The organism is Marinobacter suaedae, assembly GCF_030519635.1.
GTDB classification, from domain to species: Bacteria; Pseudomonadota; Gammaproteobacteria; order Pseudomonadales; family Oleiphilaceae; genus Marinobacter; species Marinobacter suaedae.
Map to the genome: position 1 here is coordinate 1,828,850 of NZ_JAUMIS010000001.1, position 18,356 is coordinate 1,847,205.

At 59.0% G+C, this 18,356-nt stretch carries 19 protein-coding genes; 7 read left to right on the plus strand and 12 right to left on the minus strand.

The annotated features are described in order from the left end of the window. Positions 1-91 precede the first annotated feature (91 nt). Positions 92-835 (plus strand): SDR family NAD(P)-dependent oxidoreductase, encoded by a 744-nt coding sequence (locus tag QVZ43_RS08340; RefSeq protein ID WP_302909555.1) that lies wholly within the window; start codon positions 92-94, stop codon positions 833-835. Positions 836-906: 71 nt separating this feature from the next. On the opposite strand, the gene QVZ43_RS08345 is transcribed toward QVZ43_RS08340, so the two are convergent. Together QVZ43_RS08345 and QVZ43_RS08350 are read right to left on the minus strand one after the other, a co-directional pair. Then, positions 907-1,569 (minus strand): ChrR family anti-sigma-E factor, encoded by a 663-nt coding sequence (locus QVZ43_RS08345; protein WP_302909556.1) that lies wholly within the window; start codon positions 1,567-1,569, stop codon positions 907-909. Continuing rightward, positions 1,566-2,165: a sigma-70 family RNA polymerase sigma factor gene (locus QVZ43_RS08350; protein ID WP_302909557.1), complete on the minus strand. Its 600-nt coding sequence runs from the start codon at positions 2,163-2,165 to the stop codon at positions 1,566-1,568. Before QVZ43_RS08350 ends, QVZ43_RS08345 begins: the two co-directional genes overlap by 4 nt. A 257-nt stretch (positions 2,166-2,422) precedes the next feature. Between QVZ43_RS08350 and QVZ43_RS08355 the strand changes: the two genes are divergently transcribed. Continuing rightward, entirely contained in the window at positions 2,423-3,484 is a 1,062-nt protein-coding gene (locus QVZ43_RS08355; RefSeq protein ID WP_302909558.1) for an AraC family transcriptional regulator, read from the plus strand. Here QVZ43_RS08355 and speA read toward each other — a convergent pair. Continuing rightward, positions 3,469-5,379: a biosynthetic arginine decarboxylase gene (gene speA, locus QVZ43_RS08360; RefSeq protein ID WP_302909559.1), complete on the minus strand. Its 1,911-nt coding sequence runs from the start codon at positions 5,377-5,379 to the stop codon at positions 3,469-3,471. The genes QVZ43_RS08355 and speA overlap by 16 nt on opposite strands. 205 nt (positions 5,380-5,584) lie before the next feature. Here speA and speE point away from each other — a divergent pair, with 205 nt between their 5' ends. Next, on the plus strand, positions 5,585-6,466 hold the full coding sequence (gene speE, locus QVZ43_RS08365) for a polyamine aminopropyltransferase (RefSeq protein WP_223795850.1): 882 nt from the start codon (positions 5,585-5,587) through the stop codon (positions 6,464-6,466). A 73-nt stretch (positions 6,467-6,539) separates the two neighbouring features. Beyond that, on the plus strand, positions 6,540-6,773 hold the full coding sequence (locus QVZ43_RS08370; RefSeq protein ID WP_223795851.1) for a DUF6316 family protein: 234 nt from the start codon (positions 6,540-6,542) through the stop codon (positions 6,771-6,773). A 91-nt stretch (positions 6,774-6,864) separates the two neighbouring features. On the opposite strand, the gene QVZ43_RS08375 is transcribed toward QVZ43_RS08370, so the two are convergent. Together QVZ43_RS08375 and glnK are read right to left on the minus strand one after the other, a co-directional pair. After that, the gene (locus tag QVZ43_RS08375; protein WP_302909560.1) at positions 6,865-8,148 is read right to left on the minus strand and encodes an ammonium transporter; all 1,284 of its coding nucleotides are present in this window, start codon (positions 8,146-8,148) and stop codon (positions 6,865-6,867) included. Between the two features lie 70 nt (positions 8,149-8,218). Next, positions 8,219-8,557, minus strand: a complete 339-nt coding sequence (gene glnK / locus QVZ43_RS08380; RefSeq protein ID WP_004578958.1) for a P-II family nitrogen regulator — start codon at positions 8,555-8,557, stop codon at positions 8,219-8,221. Positions 8,558-8,969: 412 nt separating this feature from the next. Between glnK and QVZ43_RS08385 the strand changes: the two genes are divergently transcribed. The 3 genes from QVZ43_RS08385 (at position 8,970) to trmB (ending at position 11,645) form a co-directional block, all read left to right on the plus strand. Further along, positions 8,970-9,224, plus strand: coding sequence for an accessory factor UbiK family protein (locus QVZ43_RS08385; protein WP_223795853.1), 255 nt, complete (start codon positions 8,970-8,972; stop codon positions 9,222-9,224). 66 nt (positions 9,225-9,290) lie between these two features. Then, on the plus strand, positions 9,291-10,838 hold the full coding sequence (locus QVZ43_RS08390; RefSeq protein WP_302909561.1) for a YifB family Mg chelatase-like AAA ATPase: 1,548 nt from the start codon (positions 9,291-9,293) through the stop codon (positions 10,836-10,838). Between the two features lie 72 nt (positions 10,839-10,910). Beyond that, positions 10,911-11,645 carry a tRNA (guanosine(46)-N7)-methyltransferase TrmB gene (gene trmB / locus QVZ43_RS08395; RefSeq protein ID WP_223795855.1) on the plus strand — a complete coding sequence of 245 codons (735 nt, stop codon included), beginning with the start codon at positions 10,911-10,913 and terminating at the stop codon, positions 11,643-11,645. Positions 11,646-11,655: 10 nt separating this feature from the next. Here trmB and QVZ43_RS08400 read toward each other — a convergent pair whose 3' ends face one another. From QVZ43_RS08400 to QVZ43_RS08430, 7 genes are all read right to left on the minus strand, one after another. Then, complete coding sequence (locus QVZ43_RS08400; RefSeq protein ID WP_302909562.1) at positions 11,656-12,189, minus strand: hypothetical protein; 534 nt, start codon at positions 12,187-12,189, stop codon at positions 11,656-11,658. Continuing rightward, positions 12,189-13,337 carry a radical SAM family heme chaperone HemW gene (gene hemW, locus QVZ43_RS08405; RefSeq protein ID WP_302909563.1) on the minus strand — a complete coding sequence of 383 codons (1,149 nt, stop codon included), beginning with the start codon at positions 13,335-13,337 and terminating at the stop codon, positions 12,189-12,191. The genes QVZ43_RS08400 and hemW overlap by 1 nt, the downstream gene beginning before the upstream one ends. 4 nt (positions 13,338-13,341) lie before the next feature. Then, positions 13,342-13,941: an RdgB/HAM1 family non-canonical purine NTP pyrophosphatase gene (gene rdgB / locus QVZ43_RS08410; RefSeq protein WP_302909564.1), complete on the minus strand. Its 600-nt coding sequence runs from the start codon at positions 13,939-13,941 to the stop codon at positions 13,342-13,344. A gap of 7 nt (positions 13,942-13,948) precedes the next feature. Further along, on the minus strand, positions 13,949-14,410 hold the full coding sequence (locus QVZ43_RS08415; RefSeq protein WP_302909565.1) for a DUF4426 domain-containing protein: 462 nt from the start codon (positions 14,408-14,410) through the stop codon (positions 13,949-13,951). Next, on the minus strand, positions 14,407-15,012 hold the full coding sequence (metW, locus tag QVZ43_RS08420; protein WP_223795860.1) for a methionine biosynthesis protein MetW: 606 nt from the start codon (positions 15,010-15,012) through the stop codon (positions 14,407-14,409). Before metW ends, QVZ43_RS08415 begins: the two co-directional genes overlap by 4 nt. Continuing rightward, the gene (gene metX / locus QVZ43_RS08425) at positions 15,009-16,157 is read right to left on the minus strand and encodes a homoserine O-succinyltransferase MetX (RefSeq protein WP_302909566.1); all 1,149 of its coding nucleotides are present in this window, start codon (positions 16,155-16,157) and stop codon (positions 15,009-15,011) included. The genes metW and metX overlap by 4 nt, the downstream gene beginning before the upstream one ends. 126 nt (positions 16,158-16,283) lie before the next feature. Beyond that, positions 16,284-18,248, minus strand: coding sequence for a dynamin family protein (locus QVZ43_RS08430; protein WP_302909567.1), 1,965 nt, complete (start codon positions 18,246-18,248; stop codon positions 16,284-16,286). Between the last annotated feature and the right edge of the window lie 108 nt (positions 18,249-18,356).

Sequence of the window (18,356 nt, forward strand, 5' to 3'; positions counted from 1 at the left end):
TTGTCGTATCACCTTGGAGCGATGGGCGTTTACCCACGGGCGTTCTTCTCTGAGCCCCGTGGCAGAACGGACGACAGAAGCGGGGGAGGCTATGAATCGTATCGTGATTGCGGGAGTATCCGGGGCCATTGGTGGGGCAATGGCTGAAGCCATACTGGATCAGAGTCCGGACAGTCGCGTGGTGGGGCTATGCCGGAATCCGGACCGGGCAGCCGAGAGGCTGCAGGCTTCCGGAAAAATCAGGTTTCTGACTTGGAACGCCGAAGAGGATGAGGTGCCTGCGGATGTATTGAGCGAACTGGAAGCGGTCATGCCCGCGAACGAGGGGATTGATACGTTCATTTACGCGGCGGGGTTGCTTCACTCGGAGGACTTGTTTCCCGAGAAACGCCTGGAGGACGTGTCCGCATCGGCCATGGCCCGAGCCTTTGCCGTGAACGCCACCGGCTTTGCAGTCCTGGCGCAGGCGCTTCTGCCCTGGTTGCAACATCGGGAGTTCAAACGGATTGCGGCAATATCGGCCAAAGTGGGTTCGATTTCCGATAATCGGCTGGGGGGCTGGTATGCCTACCGGAGTTCAAAAGCGGCACTGAATATGCTGGTTCGAACCTTGTCGGTGGAATTGCCCCGTCGGTGTAAACCGGTGGCCTGTGTTGCGCTTCATCCTGGCACCACCGAGTCTGCCCTCAGTGCGCCGTTCCGGCAGTCGCTCGCCCAGCTGCAGGTCCACAAACCCGGGGAAACCGCCAGCAACCTGCTCAGGGTGATCCGCAATGTGACCGCTGAGGATAATGGTCGTTTCCTGAGCTGGGATGGGACCGAGCTTCTCTGGTAAAGCAGATGACGAAAAAAAGGGGCTGTCTCTCACGCCCCTTTTTTCGAATGCTGGCTTAAATTGCCAAGCAACTACCGGATGAATGGATTGAGCATGCGGGCAAAGGTGCCCGTCAGCTTCACCGGTCCACTGAGGACGGACAGCGTGATGCAATCTTCGCAACCCACGGCCACGGGTTTGTGCTCGTGTTCTTCGTTCAATACGACATAGTCCCACTGGTTGAACACCCCGTTCTGGTCGGCGAACGCACCCTGCAACACGATGGTTGTCTCTTCGCCGCGATGGGTGTGTGCGGGCGCCTTGCCACCTGCGGCAAGCTTCTGCAACACGACTTGCTGGCGCTGGCCCGGGAACCGATCGGAGATGTCGAGTACGCTGACGTCCCCTAGTTGGCGCTTCCAGGGAAGCTGGTTGATGTCTTCACCCAGCAATTTTTGCAGGGCGCTTTGCTTGGGCGTGATTTTCGGAGCCACACCTACGTTTCCGTCCGGCGAGTCCGCTTCCGTATCATCACTGTCAATGCGCGCCAGAATGGCACCGAACATGTCCTCCTTGATGGCCACTTTGGGCTGCTGCTCCATCATGACGGCGCCGAGACTTTCCAGCATGTCCACCCGGCCCCGGCACTCAGGACACTCGTCCAGGTGCAGACGGATGCACAGCGCCAGAGGCTCACTCAAGTTGCCCGCGCTGTAATCCATCAAACTCAAGCTGTCGGGATGATGCCGTGTCATACGTTCTGGTCCTGCAATATTACTTTTAACTTGTTCAACGCCAGGCGGACCCGGCTTTTTACCGTGCCAAGGGGAATGTTGAGCTCGTCCGCGACCACCTGGTGAGACTTGTGCTCCATATATACCTTGGCAATAACGGTAATCTGTTCTTCCGGCAGATGGCTCAGGGATTCGCGGATACGTCGCTCTGACATCAGGCGATGCAGGGAGGTCACCGGTTCATCCTCGTTTTCGCCTGGGATCTGCCACAAATCCTCAGTTTCCACCGCCATTTCTGCACTCGTCCGCTGCATTTTCCGCAGCATATCGATCCGCTGGTTCCGAGCAATGGTGAAAATCCATGTGGACGCCGCTGCTTTCCGCCAATCGTACAGCGTCGCACGACGCCAGATAGACACGAACACCTCCTGCACCAGCTCCTCTGCGTGGCTGGCGAGTCCGTTCGCAATGGCGTAATACTTGATCTGTGGGCCAAAGTGTTCGAAAAGCTTGTGGTACGCCTCCCGATCCTGACTGCTACCCACTTTTTGCAACAACTGGCTCCAGGGATCTTTGCGCCCCTCAGAGCCAGATGGCGATTGCTCCAGTGTACTCACTGGACGCTCCTTGACTGATGCATGGTTAACTACTGTTCTGGTCATTCTATGCACTCGTCCCGTATTTGTCAGTGTCTGGATTTACGGTGAGCGAGTGTTGCCAGATCATAAATTGCCAGAAAAAGAGCGATAGATAGGATGTCGGTAACAGCCGAGTGACAAAAGTGCCCGTGCCCCTGTGTCGGTCCGGAGAATGCCGAAGCTCCTTACTGGCATTAGGCTAGAAAAACAACAATAAGCAGAGAGGCTTTCGTGTTATGAGCGCCCCGATCACGTCCGCCAGTCAACCATTCATTCACGCCCACTACGCCGACATTCTCTGCCAGCTGGCCGAGGACAAGGGTGTCTCCCGCCAGACACTACTGACGGGGTCCGGCATTCGCCCTGCCATGCTTGAACATCCCGACAATCTGATTTCCGCCCCGAAGTTCATCACTTTGTGTCGTGAAAGCCTGGCTCATAGCGGAGATCCTGCGTTGGGACTGGAACTTGGCCTGCGACTGAAATTCACCACCCACGGCCCGCTTTCCCAGGCCGCGGTCAGTTCGGAGAATCTGAAGCAGGCGATTGCCGTGCTCATCAAATATTGTCGCATCCGGTTCGTCTATATGGCGCTTTCGTTTTTTACCGACGGTGAGGAGGCGGTACTGCAACTGGACGTGATGCATGAGGTGGATGATCTGCACCGATTCAGCGTGGATGTCCTGATGGCATCGCTGATGGACGTGAACCAACTGCTGTTCGGCAACCAGCTGACCCGGGGTGGCCGTTGCCAGTTTGCGTTTCCGGAGCCTGAGGATGTGGCACCCTATCGGGCCCTGTTTGGTGAGCGGGTGAGGTTTGGCTGTGAGACTAACCAGCTGCGCTTCCAGCGAGAGTTTCTTGATCTGCCCCTGGTGCTGTCGAATCCGGTCACCAGACGGGTTGCCGAAGCCCAGTGCGAAGAGCAGATGCGCACCATGGAGGCAGCGGCGTCAGCGGCCGAGCGCGTCGAACGGCTGCTGGCCTCAACGCGGGAGGGCCGGTTGCCGGGGCTGGAACAGGTGGCAGAGCAATTAATGGTTTCGCCCCGAACGCTTCGCCGGCAGCTCGCTGAGGAAGGGCTCAAATTCAAGCAGTTGCAGGATCGAATTCGTCACAAACGTTCGCTGGTACTGCTTCGCCGACCCGAACTCACCCTCGATGCCGTGGCTGACGCCCTCGGGTACAGCGACCCGTCCAATTTCGCCCGTGCGTTTCGCAAATGGGAAGGGATGGCGCCCAGCGTCTGGCGCCAGGCCAGCCTCAAATTCCAGGGCGAAGGTCAGTCTTCCAGATAGGTGTAGCCGTCCAGACCAGCTTCCAGCTCGGCCATGAGCGCGGCGCGGCGATCTTCGGGAAGATCCGAGTTGGCCAGTTTGCACTGGTAGGCTTCCAGCAGGCTGTCCGGTTCGAAATTCACGTAACGCAGGACGCTGGCGACGGTATCGCCGATCATCGGCGTACTGGCCTTGAATTCGCCCTGGTCGTTGAGCCGGACATCCACCGAGTGGGTGTCGCCGAAGAGGTTGTGCATGTCACCAAGGATTTCCTGGTACGCACCGGTCATGAAAAAGCCCATCAGCAGGGGTTCATCGGCGCTGTCTTCCGGCAACGGCAGGGTGGTTTCAATACCCTGGCCATCTACGTACAGGTCAATCCGGCCATCGGAATCACAGGTAATGTCCTGAATCACGGCCCGGCGGTCGAGCGGCCGGTTCAGGCCGTTGATGGGCATGACCGGGAATATCTGGTCAATGCCCCAGACATCCGGCAGTGACTGGAACAGCGAGAAATTGACGAACAACTTCTCGGCCAGTTTTTCATTCAGTTCGTCGATGATTTCCCGGTGGGCCCTGCTGGAACTATCCAGTTGCTCCCGCAACAGCTTGCAGCAACGGATGTAGAGCTTCTCCGCATCGGCACGGTCCTGCAGCGACAGAACACCGTGGGCAAACTGGGCGTTTACATCGGCAGTGGCGTGCAGAACATCGTGGTAGATTTCCGGCAGTGAGCGAGAGGACTCGGCTTCCTCAAGGCTTTGCAGGTCCCGCCACAAATCCTGCAGCGGGGTGGGCGCCTCCGCTCGCGGTTCTGACAGGGACTGGCTTTCCGTGGTCTCCCTGTCTATCACGTTGGTGACCAGCACCGAATGATGGGCCGTCAGGGCGCGTCCGGATTCGCTGATCAGGTCAGGGTGCGGCAGGTTGTGCCGTTCGCACTCCGCCTGCAGTGTGCGAATAACGTTGGCGGCGTATTCGTGCAGGCTGTAGTTCATCGAGCAGCTGCTGCGGGAGCGGGTGCCTTCGTAGTCCACGCCCAGCCCGCCGCCGATGTCGACGGTGTTGATGGGAACGCCCAATTGGCGAAGTTCGCTGTAGAACCGCGCACATTCCCGCAATCCAGTCTGTATATCGCGGATGTTGGCGATCTGGGAACCCAGGTGGAAATGCAGCAGTTGCAGGGTATCCAGTGCATTCGCGTCCCTGAGAGTGCGAACCACGTCCAGCACCTGGTGTGCTGACAGGCCAAACTTGGACTTTTCACCACCGGTGTTTTGCCAGTTGCCCTTGCCGATGGTGGATAACCGGGCCCGGATGCCGATTAGCGGAGACACTCCGAGGCTTTTGGCCTCGCTCAGGATCAGCGGCAGTTCGGAGCGTTTTTCCACCACAATAAAGACCCGGTGTCCCAGCGTTTGGCCAATCAGAGCGAGCCGAATGTACTCACGGTCTTTGTACCCATTACAGACGATCACCGAGCCGGACTGGGGAGCCATGGCCAGCACGGCCATGAGTTCCGGTTTGCTACCGGCCTCCAGGCCGATCTGGCCTTTGCTGGCGGCTGGCTCCGCCGATACCAGTTCTTCGACTACGCGGCGTTGCTGGTTGACTTTGATCGGGTAGACCGCGGTATAGCGTCCCTGGTATTGCTGGGCCTCCGCCACCGAATTGAAGGCATCGCACAATGCATTCACCCGGTCATGCAGGATATCCGAGAAGCGAATCAGGACAGGCAGCGCAACGCCCGATGCAACCAGTGAATGCGCCAGTTCCGGCAGATTTATGGCAGGGGCATCCTGGCTTCGATGAGGACGGATCAGTACCTCGCCGGAGGCATTCACATCGATGTATCCATCACTCCAGTGGCCGATGTTGTAGACCTTGTGGGCCGGAGTACGACTGGTGTCGCTCATGCTTGTCATCCTGTCAGGAAACCGGGGGCGCTGGTACGTGGCGTGCCTGCTTATGGTCCGCATTGTAGGGCTTCACCCCTGTTGCTAAAAGCACCTGGGCTACAAAAAATCTACCCGTGGCGGGGCATTATCGCTTTAGCTGGGGGCAATGCACTCCTACAATAGCGTCAACTCACAACCCCAAGGATTTCAGGGAGGCACTGTTATGTCAGCGTTGAATGAAGGTTGGTTCACCGAAATATTTCAGAACGAGGGAACAGCGTTTTCCCTGCAGGTAAAACGAAAGCTGCACGAAGAGCAGACGCCCTTTCAGAAGCTGGAAATCTACGAGACCGAAACCTTCGGTAACCTTATGGTGCTGGACGGCTGCGTGATGCTGACCAGCCGGGATAATTTCCTGTACCACGAGATGATGACCCACCCGGCCCTGTTCACCCACAAGGATCCGAAAAAAGTGGTGATTATCGGCGGCGGTGACTGCGGAACGCTGAAAGAAGTCCTGAAACATCCGGGGGTGGAAGAGGCCTGGCAGGTGGAGATCGACGAGCGGGTCACCAAGATGTCGGAAAAGTATTTCCCGGAATTGTGTGAGTCCAACGAGGACCCGCGGGCTAACTTCTTTTTCGGTGACGGCATCCAATGGATTCGCGATGTGGCGCCGGGCAGCCTGGACCTGATCATCATCGACAGCACCGACCCGGTGGGGCCTGCCGAGGGCCTGTTTGCCCTCGACTTCTACCGGGATGCCCTGCTGGCCTTGAAAGACGGGGGGCTGATTGTGCAGCAGAGCGAATCGCCGATGTTGCATACCGATTCCATCATCAAGTCTATACACATGGATTTGCGCAAGGCCGGATTCGATCACGTTCAGACGCTGCCGTTCCCCCAGCCGGTCTATCCCACCGGATGGTGGAGTTGCACTATGGCCGGCAAGGACAAACCGGTAAAGTACTTCCGCGAGGAAGACGCCGACAACCGCCCGTTTGTAACCCGTTACTACAACGCTGGCATTCATCGTGGCGCCCTGGCCATGCCTCAGTTCATGGCTGAGGCTCTCGGGGATCCGGTGCAGCCTGGCGAGGGTTGAAAGCGCTCGCGTTAGACAAAGCCCCGTGCCGGGCTAGACTGAAAAAATGAGCGGTCAGGAAGGGATCGCTCGGATGGAAAGTCTGCTGGTCAGGCAAGGGGATTTGTCGATGGAAATGCGAAAAGGAGAAGGGGAGCGTCACTGGTTTCGCAGTGACCGGTATGCACTGGTGAATGGCAAGTGGTTCTTCCAGACCCGCGAGGGAACCGTGGAGGGGCCGTATGATTCTCATCAGGAGGCCCAGCAGGTCTTGCTGCTATACCTGCGCCATTCGGATGACATGCTGTATCAGGAGGCGCGTTTTTAGTGAGCGAAGCCGGGGATCTCTGAATCACTCAGTTCGACCAGACAAAAAAGGGGCGCCCGATGGGCGCCCCTTGTCGTATGCCGGTCGTCAATTACTGACGGCCGTTTACCCACTCCGGATAGGCTTCCATACCACACTCGGACAGATCCACACCTTCGTACTCTTCTTCTTCGCTGACACGGATGCCCATGATCGCCTTGATGACCAGCCATGCAACCAGGCTGGTGACGAAGACCCACAGGAAGATGGTCAGAGTACCCACCAGCTGGCCCATGAAGGTCGCGTCGGCGTCGGACAGCAGCACCGCGAAGATACCCCAGATACCCACTACACCGTGGACAGAGATGGCACCGACCGGGTCGTCGATACGGATCTTGTCCATGAACACGATGGAGAAGACCACGATCGCACCACCGATGGCACCGATGACGGTAGCGAGCAGCGGAGACGGATCAGCCGGCTCTGCAGTGATCGCAACCAGGCCAGCCAGGGCACCGTTCAGGGCCATGGTCAGGTCGGCTTTGCCGAACATGAGGCGGGCCACAACCAGTGCGGTGATCAGACCACCGGCAGCCGCAGCGTTGGTGTTAAGGAACACGTTAGCTACTTCGTTCGCAACACCAATGCCACCCAGCTTCAGAGTGGAGCCGCCGTTGAAGCCGAACCAGCCCATCCACAGGATGAAGGTACCGAGGGTAGCCAGCGGCAGGTTGGCGCCCGGGAACGCGTTGATCTGGCCGTTCGGACCATACTTGCCCTTACGAGGACCCAGAACCAGAACACCCGCCAGGGCAGCAGCGGCACCAGCCATGTGAACGATACCGGAGCCGGCGTAGTCGCTGTAGCTCAGCTCGTACATGCCGAATACCGCGTCACCGTTCCAGGTCCAGGCACCTTCCATCGGGTAGATGAAGCCGGTCATAACAACCGCGAACAGCAGGAATGCCCAGAGCTTCATACGCTCGGCAACCGCACCAGACACGATGGACATGGCCGTGGCTACGAACACAACCTGGAAGAAGAAGTCGGAAGCACCGCTGTACTCACCCATGTCGGCAAAGCCGGCTTCGGTGGAAGCAGCGATAACGCCGGCCACGGCCGCGTCATCCATTTCAGCAACGGTGGTGATGCCGTCGAGGAAGAGACCGCCGCCGTACATGATGTCGTAACCGCAGATCAGGTACATCGTACAGGCGATCGCGAACAGGGCGACGTTTTTGGTCAGGATTTCAGTGGTGTTTTTCGCACGGACAAGACCCGCTTCCAGCATTGCGAAGCCCGCGGCCATCCACATGACCAGCGCGCCGCAAATCAGGAAGTAGAACGTATCCATTGCGTACTGCAATTCAAAGATATGATTAAGGTTGCTTTCCATTTTAAGCCCTCCGCACAAGGCTTGATCAGGTTATAAAATTTTGCGTTGGCTACTTTTGTTCAGAGCTGGATCACACCGCTTCTTCGCCGGTTTCGCCAGTCCGGATCCGGATGGCCTGCTCCAGTTCAGTTACAAAGATTTTGCCGTCACCGATCTTGCCGGTGTTGGCTGCCTTAGTGATGGATTCGATGACCTGGTCCAGCAGGTTGTCGCCAATGGCAACTTCTACTTTGACCTTGGGAAGGAAATCGACCACGTATTCCGCGCCACGGTAGAGCTCTGTGTGTCCTTTCTGCCGACCGAAGCCTTTGACTTCAGTGACGGTTACACCTTGAACGCCAATCTCGGATAGTGCCTCACGGACATCATCCAGCTTGAAAGGCTTAATGATCGCTGTCACAAGTTTCATTGCTGTCTCCTTGGTAAAGCCGTCCCAGCAGTGGGGGCCAGACGGCCAACTGATGGGTTCGGGATGCTGCCACCTCGCACATCAACTGTGCGGATTGCGTACGAGGTGTGAAAGCATTGGGTGTGCCAACGCAAAAAAACCATTGTATATCAATGTGTTGATTATTGCTTGTCCCAGATTGGCGCAAAAGGGCGCACCAATAATGGGCATTGTGCACACAAATGGCTCGATTTGGCACCACCATTTTCCATGGGTGTCAAGATGGGTGTGAGCGTCGACTTTGGGGCGTTGATTTCAGTGCTGCTCGGGCGCCGTGTGATACACTCCGGGCTTTGGTATAACAGTGTCAGAACCCGCCCGGCGGGATCCGTCTGAGCCAGTAGTCAGTGTTCCATAAGAGAGGTAAGCGCTTGTGAAAGGTCCACAGGATATTTTTGCCCAGTTGCAGGGGCAGTTTGGCCAGTTTGTGCCGGATATGGCCCGTGCTGCCAGGGAAGATTTTGAGACTCATGCCCGGGCGACCGTCATGTCGGTGCTGTCCCGCCTGGAGCTGGTTACCCGTGAAGAGTTTGATGCCCAGCAGGCTGTGTTGCTGAAGACCCGTGAAAAAGTCGACGCACTGGAGCAGCGCGTGGCCGAGCTGGAGCAGCAGCTCAAGGCGAAGTAGTCGCCATTGCCTGACAGGACGTCGGGCCAGAGATGTTCATAATTCATGAAACCAGGGAAGGTTGTCATGCTTGCTATTGTTCATTCCAGGGCCAGTGTTGGCGTTATGGCCCCTGCCGTAACCGTCGAGGTCCATCTGTCGGGCGGATTGCCCGTGCTGTCCATCGTAGGAATGCCGGAAACTGCGGTGCGGGAAAGTCGGGAACGGGTGCGAAGCGCCCTGCTGAATTCCGGTTTCGAGTTTCCTGCCCGTCGTATCACCATTAATCTGGCGCCTGCGGATCTGCCCAAAGAGGGCGCACGCTTCGATTTGCCCATTGCCATCGGCATTCTGGCAGCCTCTGGTCAGTTGCCGCTGGAGCCCCTTTCACAGCTTGAGTTCATCGGGGAACTATCGCTCGATGGGGCGCTCCGTCCACTGAATGGGGTGCTGCCGGCCGCCATTGCCGTCACGAAGACGGGAAGACAGCTGTTGGTGCCCCAGCAGAACGCCTCTGAAGCGTCTCTGGTAAGTCAGGGTAATGTCTTTGCGACAAACCATCTGCTCGCGGTGTGTGCCCACCTCACCAGGCAGGAACAGCTGAGTCCCGTTGCGACAGTCCAGGCGGAGCCCAGCGTCTTTCACGGTGGAATCCCGGATCTGGCGGATGTGCGCGGCCAGCATGTACCTCGCCGTGCGCTGGAGGTTGCCGCCGCCGGCCAACACAATCTGCTGTTCTTTGGCCCCCCGGGCACGGGCAAGAGCATGCTCGCCAGTCGCCTGCCGGGTATTCTTCCGGCGCTGGATCCGGACAGCGCGTTGGACGTGGCGGCCATTCACTCGGTGTCCGGCCGCCCGGTCACGCCCGAAGTGTGGCGACAGCCGCCCTACCGCGCACCGCACCATACGGCCTCTGCCGTCGCCATGGTGGGTGGGGGCAGCCATCCTCGCCCCGGTGAAATCTCTCTGGCCCATGGTGGCGTACTGTTCCTCGACGAGTTACCGGAATTCGAGCGACGGGTGCTGGAGGTTCTGCGGGAACCCATGGAATCCGGCTTCATTGCCATCAGCCGGTCTGCGCGTCAGGTGGAGTTTCCGGCTCGCTTCCAGTTGGTGGCGGCGATGAATCCCTGCCCCTGTGGCTTTCTGGGCCATCCCACGCGGGAGTGTCAGTGCACGGCTCAGCAAGTGTTGCGATACAGCTCGAAAGTTTCAGGTCCTTTGCTGGACCGCTTTGACCTGCACGTGGAAATGCCTGTACAGGGTGCCGATGTGCTCATGCACAATCATGGAGCAGGGCAGATAGAAGAGGCTTCGGAGAGCAGTGCTGTAGTGCGCGAGCGGGTACTGTTGGCCAGAGAGCGGCAGGTTTATCGAGGCTGCGTCAACGGGAGGCTGGCCGGGCGTGAGTTGCAAGAGGCCTGTCGCCTGGATTCAGCCTGCCAGAAGATGCTCGCCGGCGCGTTGGATCGGCTCGGGTTGTCAGCCAGGGCGTTGCACCGGATCCAGCGGGTTGCCCGCACGCTGGCGGACCTTGATAGCGCCGACTCGGTGAACCAGCGGCATGTAGCGGAGGCGCTGGGCTATCGACAGCTGGATCGGCAGCAGCCGAACCGGTCGCCGGTGTCCTCCTGATACGGCGGACTCTGGTAAACTGTCCGTTTGTCTATCTTTACTAAACTCGCAGCCAGTGTTTGAGGATTTCAAATGACCGATCAGAAAACACCGCAGGAACCGAACGACAAAGCGTCGGATTCTCCGGTCACCACGCGTCGGGGGATTCGCAGTTTTGTCCTGCGTCAGGGCCGGATGACCGAGGGTCAGAAAAAGGCCTTTGACCGCCTGTGGTCAAAATACGGTCTGACTCGTGAACAGGGCATGATCGATCCGCGTCAGGTATTTGGCCGCGATGCCGTGCTGAACCTGGAGATTGGTTTCGGCATGGGCAAGTCCCTGGCCGAGATGGCCGAAGCGGCTCCGGAGCAGGATTTTATCGGTGTCGAGGTTCATCTGCCGGGGGTGGGCTCCCTGCTCAAGGAAGTTGAAGCGCGGGGCCTTGAAAACGTTCGTGTCTACAGCATCGATGTCAACGACGTGATCGATCTGTGCCTGCCGGATGCCTGTCTGGATCAGGTGATGATCTTCTTCCCGGACCCGTGGCCGAAAAAGAAACATCACAAGCGCCGTCTGGTGCAGACTGAATTTGTTCAGAGAATCCGTCACAAGCTGAGGGTTGGCGGCATCCTTCATCTGGCCACGGACTGGGAAAACTACGCCGAGCACATGATGGAAGTGATGGTGGAGGCCGAGGGCTTCGCCAATACCCAGGAAGACGGTGGCTATTCACCCAGGCCAGACAGTCGCCCGATCACCAAGTTCGAAAAGCGCGGTGAGCGGCTGGGCCACGGTGTTTGGGACCTGTTGTTCCACCGGACCAACTGATCGACGGCGATCAGTGGTGCTCCAACGGGTGGCGGCGGGCTGCCCGGATGATGATCAGCCCCGCCAGACCCAGGATCAGGCCGGTGTATTTGATCAGGGCAAAGATGGTCGCCCACAGGCTGACCGTATCGTTGGGCGGGTTGAAGTTGTTCAGTAGCAGAACATTCTCCGCCAGATCAGTAATGGCGGCAGCGACAAACAACGCCCGCACCCAGCGGGCGACCGTCCGCTCCCGGACTCCGGGGCGGTCTCGCATCAGGTGGCCGGTCAACCGGAGCAGGGTGATCAGGTAAACGGGAATGAACAGCAGGCTCAGCCACAGGTAGCTTTTTGCCCAGGTTTCCCCTTCACGTTGCCAGCTCAGAAGGATGGCATGGGCCTGGTCCGCGGTGCCGGCCACCTGGAAGCTGACCACGCCCTGAGGTGCCGAGGCTGTTTGCAGAGGCTGGTTGATCAGCCACAATGCCGTCAGTAACAACAAGGTTGCCACCAGCAGGGACTTGAGGTTCCGCGGTACAGCGGCCCATCCTCGACTCTCTTCCATTACAGAAAACGCTCCAGCAGGCTGTTCAGGTAACGCTGGCCAAGCTCGGTGGTTTGCAACCGGCTGGGTGCCAGCAGTTGTTCATCACGCAGTTCGTTGATGGTTTTCTCAACTGAGGATAGCGGGAAACCGGTGCGTTCGGCAAAGAGCCTTTCTTCTACGCCCTCGGTTAGTCGCAGCGCATTCATCAGAAATTCCAGTGGCCGGTCAGCCGGAGCTATGGCTTCCGATCCCGCCGTTCGGCTGCCAATTCGGTTCAGGTAGGCGTCCGGCTGGCGGGTTTTCCAGTATCGCCGGATGCTACCGTCGGGCAGGCTGATTTTGCCGTGGGCTCCGGCGCCCAGTGCCAGATAGTCACCGAAGGTCCAGTAGTTCAGGTTGTGGCGTGATGCCATTCCCGGCCGGGACCAGGCTGACACCTCGTAGTCCTTGAACCCGTGTGAATGCAAAAACTCGGCACCCTGCCGGTAAATTTCCCACAGGTGTTCGTCATCTGGCAGGGTGGGCGGTCGGCTGAAGAACTCCGTGTTGGGCTCGATCGTCAGCTGGTACCAGGACAGATGAGGGGGCTGGTGGCTCAGGGCAGCCTCCAGGTCGGCCAGCGCATCGGTGGGTGTTTGCCCGGGCAGGCCGTGCATCAGATCGATGTTGAAGTTGTCGAAGCCTGCCTGGCGGGCGGCGTGGATGGCCGTATGGGCACCTTCCCGGGTGTGAATGCGTCCGAGTTGCGTGAGATGCTCGGGTTTGAAGCTCTGGACGCCAATGGAGAGCCGGTTGATCCCTGACTCCCGAAACGCCTCAAAGCGGCCCTGTTCCAGGGTGCCCGGGTTGGCCTCCAGGGTGATTTCGGCGTCACTGGCAATGGCGAGCCGGGCCTTCAGTGCCCGGAAAAGATTCTGATAGAACCCACCACTCATCAACGAGGGCGTCCCGCCGCCGATAAAGATCGTCTGGATTTCCCGGTCCTTGCAGAAAGTCAGGTCCTGCTCCAGGTCCTCGATCAGGGCATTGAGGTAGTCTACCTCGGGAATATCTCCCCGAATGGCGTGGGAATTGAAGTCACAGTACGGACACTTGCGCACGCACCATGGTACGTGAATGTACAGGCTGAGCGGCGGCTTGACCGCCACCGGAGTAGGGGCGGTCACCGGCTCAGGCTCCCGCTCTCAGCTGTTCGATCAGTTGGGCCAGGGCACGCCCCCGGTGACTGATCCGGCTTTTTTGCTCCCGGGTCAGTTCGGCAGCGCTGCATTGATGGTCTTCGACCCAGAACACCGGATCATAGCCGAAGCCGCCGTCTCCCCGTAGGGCAGTCAGGATGGTACCGGGCCAGCGGCCATGACAAATCACCGGTGTGGGGTCATCGGCGTGGCGCAGGTAGACCAGTACGCAGTGGAACTGGGCGCTGCGCTGGCCTTCCGGGATGTCCGCCATGGCCTGTAAGAGGGCGGTGATGTTGTTTGAATCATTGGCCTGCTCACCGGCGTAGCGCGCCGAGCGAACGCCGGGCTGGCCACCCAGCGCGTCCACAGCCAGGCCGCTGTCATCGGCCAATGCTGGCAGCCCGCTTTCACGGGCCGCATGGCGGGCCTTGAGGATGGCGTTTTCCACAAAGGTAACGGCCGGCTCCTCGGCCTCTGAAATACCCAGTTCGCCCTGGGCCACCGGCTGCAGGTTCAGCGGACCCAGCAGGTCGGTGAGCTCGGCGATTTTGCCCTGGTTGTTACTGGCAATAACAAGTTTCTGGCTCATGGGCGTGTCAGTCGCTGAACAGGGTGTGAGAAAAACGAACTGGCATATCCTGCTGTACGCCCGTCGGTCGGGCGGTGATGTTGAAGGTCATCAGCTCGCCCGGTGAATACTGATACTCAGCGATGAAATACACGGCATCGCCCTCCTGCACCCGACGGAATGCCAGAAAGCGCACCTGCTGCACATCATTGGTGGCCTTGCCCTCCACCTGTCCGCTCACCGGGGACAGGGTGCCGTCCTCGTTCTCTTTCATGATCGAGATGTTGATGATGCCAATGCCCTTGCTGCGTCGAAGGTCATTGGCCCGTGCCACCTCCGGTGCCAGGAAGGTGCTCGGCAGCACGCTCCAGTGCACGCGGTAGTCACCAAAGTCCTTGTTGCCGGCTGCCTGGGCCTGGAGGCTCAGGGCAAGCCAGGTCAGGGCCATGACGGCGATTCGTGTGAGAAGTCGAGGGATGGCGGTGTTCATGTCTCGTTCTCCCGAGTAATTCGATAAATGGCGATTTCTCCCAACAGATTAGGCCATAAACGGGCCAGCCAGTTATTTTGGTGTTGGCCGTCCACCACGCGCCGGCTCTTGATGCGAATGCCTTTCTGGCGGCACAGGGCTTCAAAATCCTTGAACGTACACAGGCGTATGTTCGGGGTGTTATACCACTTATACGGCAGCGCCTCGGATTCGGGCATGCGGCCACTCAGGGCCAGCCCCCAGCGAAGGCGCCAGTGAGCAAAATTCGGGAACGTGACAATGCCTTCGCGGCCCATTCTGAGCATTTCATCCAGCACCTTGTCCGGGCGGCGGACGGCCTGCAGGGCCTGAGTCATCAGCACCACATCGAAGCTGTCGTCGCCGAAATTGTCCAGTCCCTGGGTGTCCAGGTTCTGCTCGATCACCGCGACACCCTTGCTCATACAGGCGGTGATGTGTTCCGGATTGATTTCCAGGCCAAAGCCACTGGCACCACGCTCCCGCTGAAGGAAATCCAGCAGGGTGCCGTCACCGCAACCCAGGTCCAGTACATGGTGGCCGGGCTCAATCCACTTCTGGATGATTTCGAGGTCTGGTCTCATGCGCCTACCTCCCGTGCGACCCGATCCATATAAGCGGTGAAGGCGGCGGTGTACCTCGGGGTCGGGATCAGGAACGCGTCGTGGCCCCAGGGTGCGTCGATTTCCGCGTAGCTGACCTGCTTGCGGGCGGCGATCATGGCGTTGACCATCTCTTCCGAACGGGACGGGTTGAAACGCCAGTCGGTGCTGAACGACAGCACCAGGAATTCACACTGGGCGGTCGTCATGGCGCGGGCCAGGTCACCCCCGTATTCATGGGCCGGGTCGAAATAGTCGAGGGCGCGAGTCATCAGCAGGTAGGTGTTGGCGTCGAACGTCTCGGAGAAGCGTTCGCCCTGGTACCGAAGGTAGCTTTCCACCTGAAATTCGGCGTCGAATCCGAATTTGTAGGCCTGATCCCGGAGTTCTCGACCGAATTTCTCGCCCATGGAGGCGTCCGACAGATAGGTGATGTGGCCCACCATGCGAGCGAGCATCAGGCCGCGCCGGGGAACCACGCCGTAATCGTAGTAGCGGCCGCCATGGAACTCCTGGTCGGAGGTGATCGCCTGCCGGGCCACTTCGTTGAAGGCAATGTTCTGTGCGGTCAGCCGTGGTGTGGAGGCAATCACCACCGAATGTTTCAGGCGGTCCGGATAATCCAGGCTCCACTGCAGGGCCTGCATGCCGCCGAGCGAGCCACCAACGACGGCGGCCCAACACTCAATACCCAGCCGATCAGCCAGGCAAGCCTGGCTGTTTACCCAGTCCCTGACGGTCACCACCGGGAATTCCGGGCCAAAGGGCTTGCCGGTCTTTGGATTGACGCTGTTCGGCCCGGTGCTGCCGTGGCATCCGCCCAGATTGTTCAGGCTGACGACAAAGAAACGACTGGTGTCGATCGGTTTGCCGGGGCCGATGCAACTGTCCCACCAGCCGGGCTTTTTGTCTTCTTCCGAATGATAGCCAGCGGCGTGGTGATGCCCGCTGAGAGCGTGGCATATGAGCACAGCGTTGCTGGCGTCTTCGTTCAGGGTGCCGTAGGTCTCGACCACCAGCTCGTAGTTGTCCAGGGTCTGGCCACAGGCGAGATCCAGAGGCGAGTCAAAACGGTAGGTCTGTGGGGTGACAACCCCAACAGAGTCAGCGGGCAACGAATCGGTCATTGGCGCGACAGGTTCCTGGTTCAGTCCGTGATAAGCGGGAACAGCAATGATAGATCCATTGCCAGCCCAGCAGTTTAAAGCTGGGCTGGCATCGCTGCAACTGAGCGAGTCTCGTAGCGAGAAGCGTCAGACGGCGCCGGAGATGGTGACCACTTTCTGTTGGATCAGGGTCGGGGCGGGTTTGCGGATCTGGCGCTGCATTGCATCCGCCAGTTCCAGCTGCCGCTGAAGGTCAGAAATAGTGTGGTTCAGGCGAGTGCGTTCGGCACGGCTGTCCCGGTCGCTGCGCACCATGTCGCGCAGGCGCCGGATCTGGTGTTCCAGCAACTGTTTCTGTTCCATGGAGTATTGCATGATGGGCAGCAGGGCCTCGTTCGGCCAGCGTTCCACATCCGCCCGGACGCGGGCGTGCAGCGTGCGGGCCTCGCCGACCATGACGTTGAAGAAACGCCGCACCAGCAGGGACTGTTCGGTCAGCAGGTTCTTGGGGCTGATGCGGAATCGGCTCGCTTTCTTGCGCAGCTCCCGGATGGCGATCACATGCCGCCCGGCGCGCAGCGGAATGGGTTCCAGATGCCGGGCACGGGTGTCTTCGTTGTAGCGTCGGTAAATGGCGCCCACCATCTTCTCCGCCAGGTGGCCTTCGCTCAGCAGATTGGTCAGGTCGCTTTCAAGCAACTCGAAGAAACGGTCCATGGCCCGGTTCATGCCGACGGTCGTCCAGCTCTTGCTCATGGACTGGCGGATTTGTCTGGCGTGTTCCTCAAAACGTTCTTCACTGACCAGCTTTTTGAGCAGATCACCCTGGGAATCCATCAGTCGGCGGCTGGACCTGAGGGTGATCAGCTTCTTGTAGTAAAAGTCATAGTCTTTCTGGGCGCGCTCGGCGAGACGGCTCAGTGCCTGCTTGTCCATTGTGGCGCCAGAGCAGGCTTGAAGCTCCTCTTGCAAGCCGGCGAGGCGGCTCTTCATGGCCGCCTGGCTGTTTTGCAGCATGCCCAGAAGATCGTTGATCAGGTTCTGGGTGATCAACTGCTCCTTGTGGGCCAGAATGCGCTGGATAATAAGGGTTTCCAGGTGGCCGATGTTGGCACGCTCAAACAGTTCTTCGTCCTTGCGAACCCGGGCCAGAAGCCCCTGCTTGGCGGACAGCGGAATGACGTCCTTGCGGTTGATGTCCAGATGGTCGGCAGTGTACGACTGGACGTGCTCGATAGCATCAAGGGTGTGCTGCTCGCCCTGCAGATCATCCCACAGCACGTCGATCTTGTTGAGCACGGCAAATCGGCCGGCCCGGTGGTCGGCGTGCTCGGTATCAATGTGATCCTTCCAGATCGTCATGTCGCTGGCGGTAACACCGGTGTCGGCGCTCAGCACGAAGATCACCGCGTGGGCCCGTGGCAACATGCTGATGGTCAGTTCCGGCTCCGAACCCAGGGCATTTAACCCCGGCGTGTCCAGAATCCGCAGGCCCCGTTCGAACAGCGGGTGGCGGATGCTGATTTGGGCATTGCGCCAGGCTGGCACCAACACGTTGCCCGGGGTCTCCCGGTCGTGCTCCAGCATGTCTTCTTCAAAGCCGAGCTGGCGGGCTTCCTCGGGGGACACGCTCTTGACGCGGGCTACCTCGGCCAGCACTTCGCGCATCACCTGCGGGTCGCTTTCATCCAGCTCGTGGCGAATCCACAGGTCAGGCTGTTTGCGCAATTGTTGCAGGGATTGCTCTTCGGTGCGGGTTTCGATTGGCAGCAACAGCAGGTAGTTCCGATTGGCGTTGCGGTCGAAGAAGAGCTCGGTCGGGCACATGGTGGTACGGCCGGCCTGGGAAGGCAGCATGCGCTGGCCGTACTCGGAAAAAAACAGGGCGTTGATCAGTTCGGTCTTGCCCCGGGAGTACTCCCCCACAAAGGCGATGGTCAGTTCGTCCTCAATCAACAGTTCCAGACCATGACGGATTCGGGTGCTGATATCGTCGGAGAAGAGGTTGTTATCCTGGAGCCAGAGCCTGTACCGGCCAATTTGCCGGATCAGATCTTTCTTCCAGTTATGGTACGCCTCTACCTGCTGCGAGAGAGTTCCCTGTTGGTTCATTGGACTATCCTTCTGCGCGACTTCCAAGTGCGTGCTGGCGACAACTCACGGGTGACGGATTAATTAATGGCAATAATATCCGGTTCTGCAGCGCATGGAAGGTCGTCA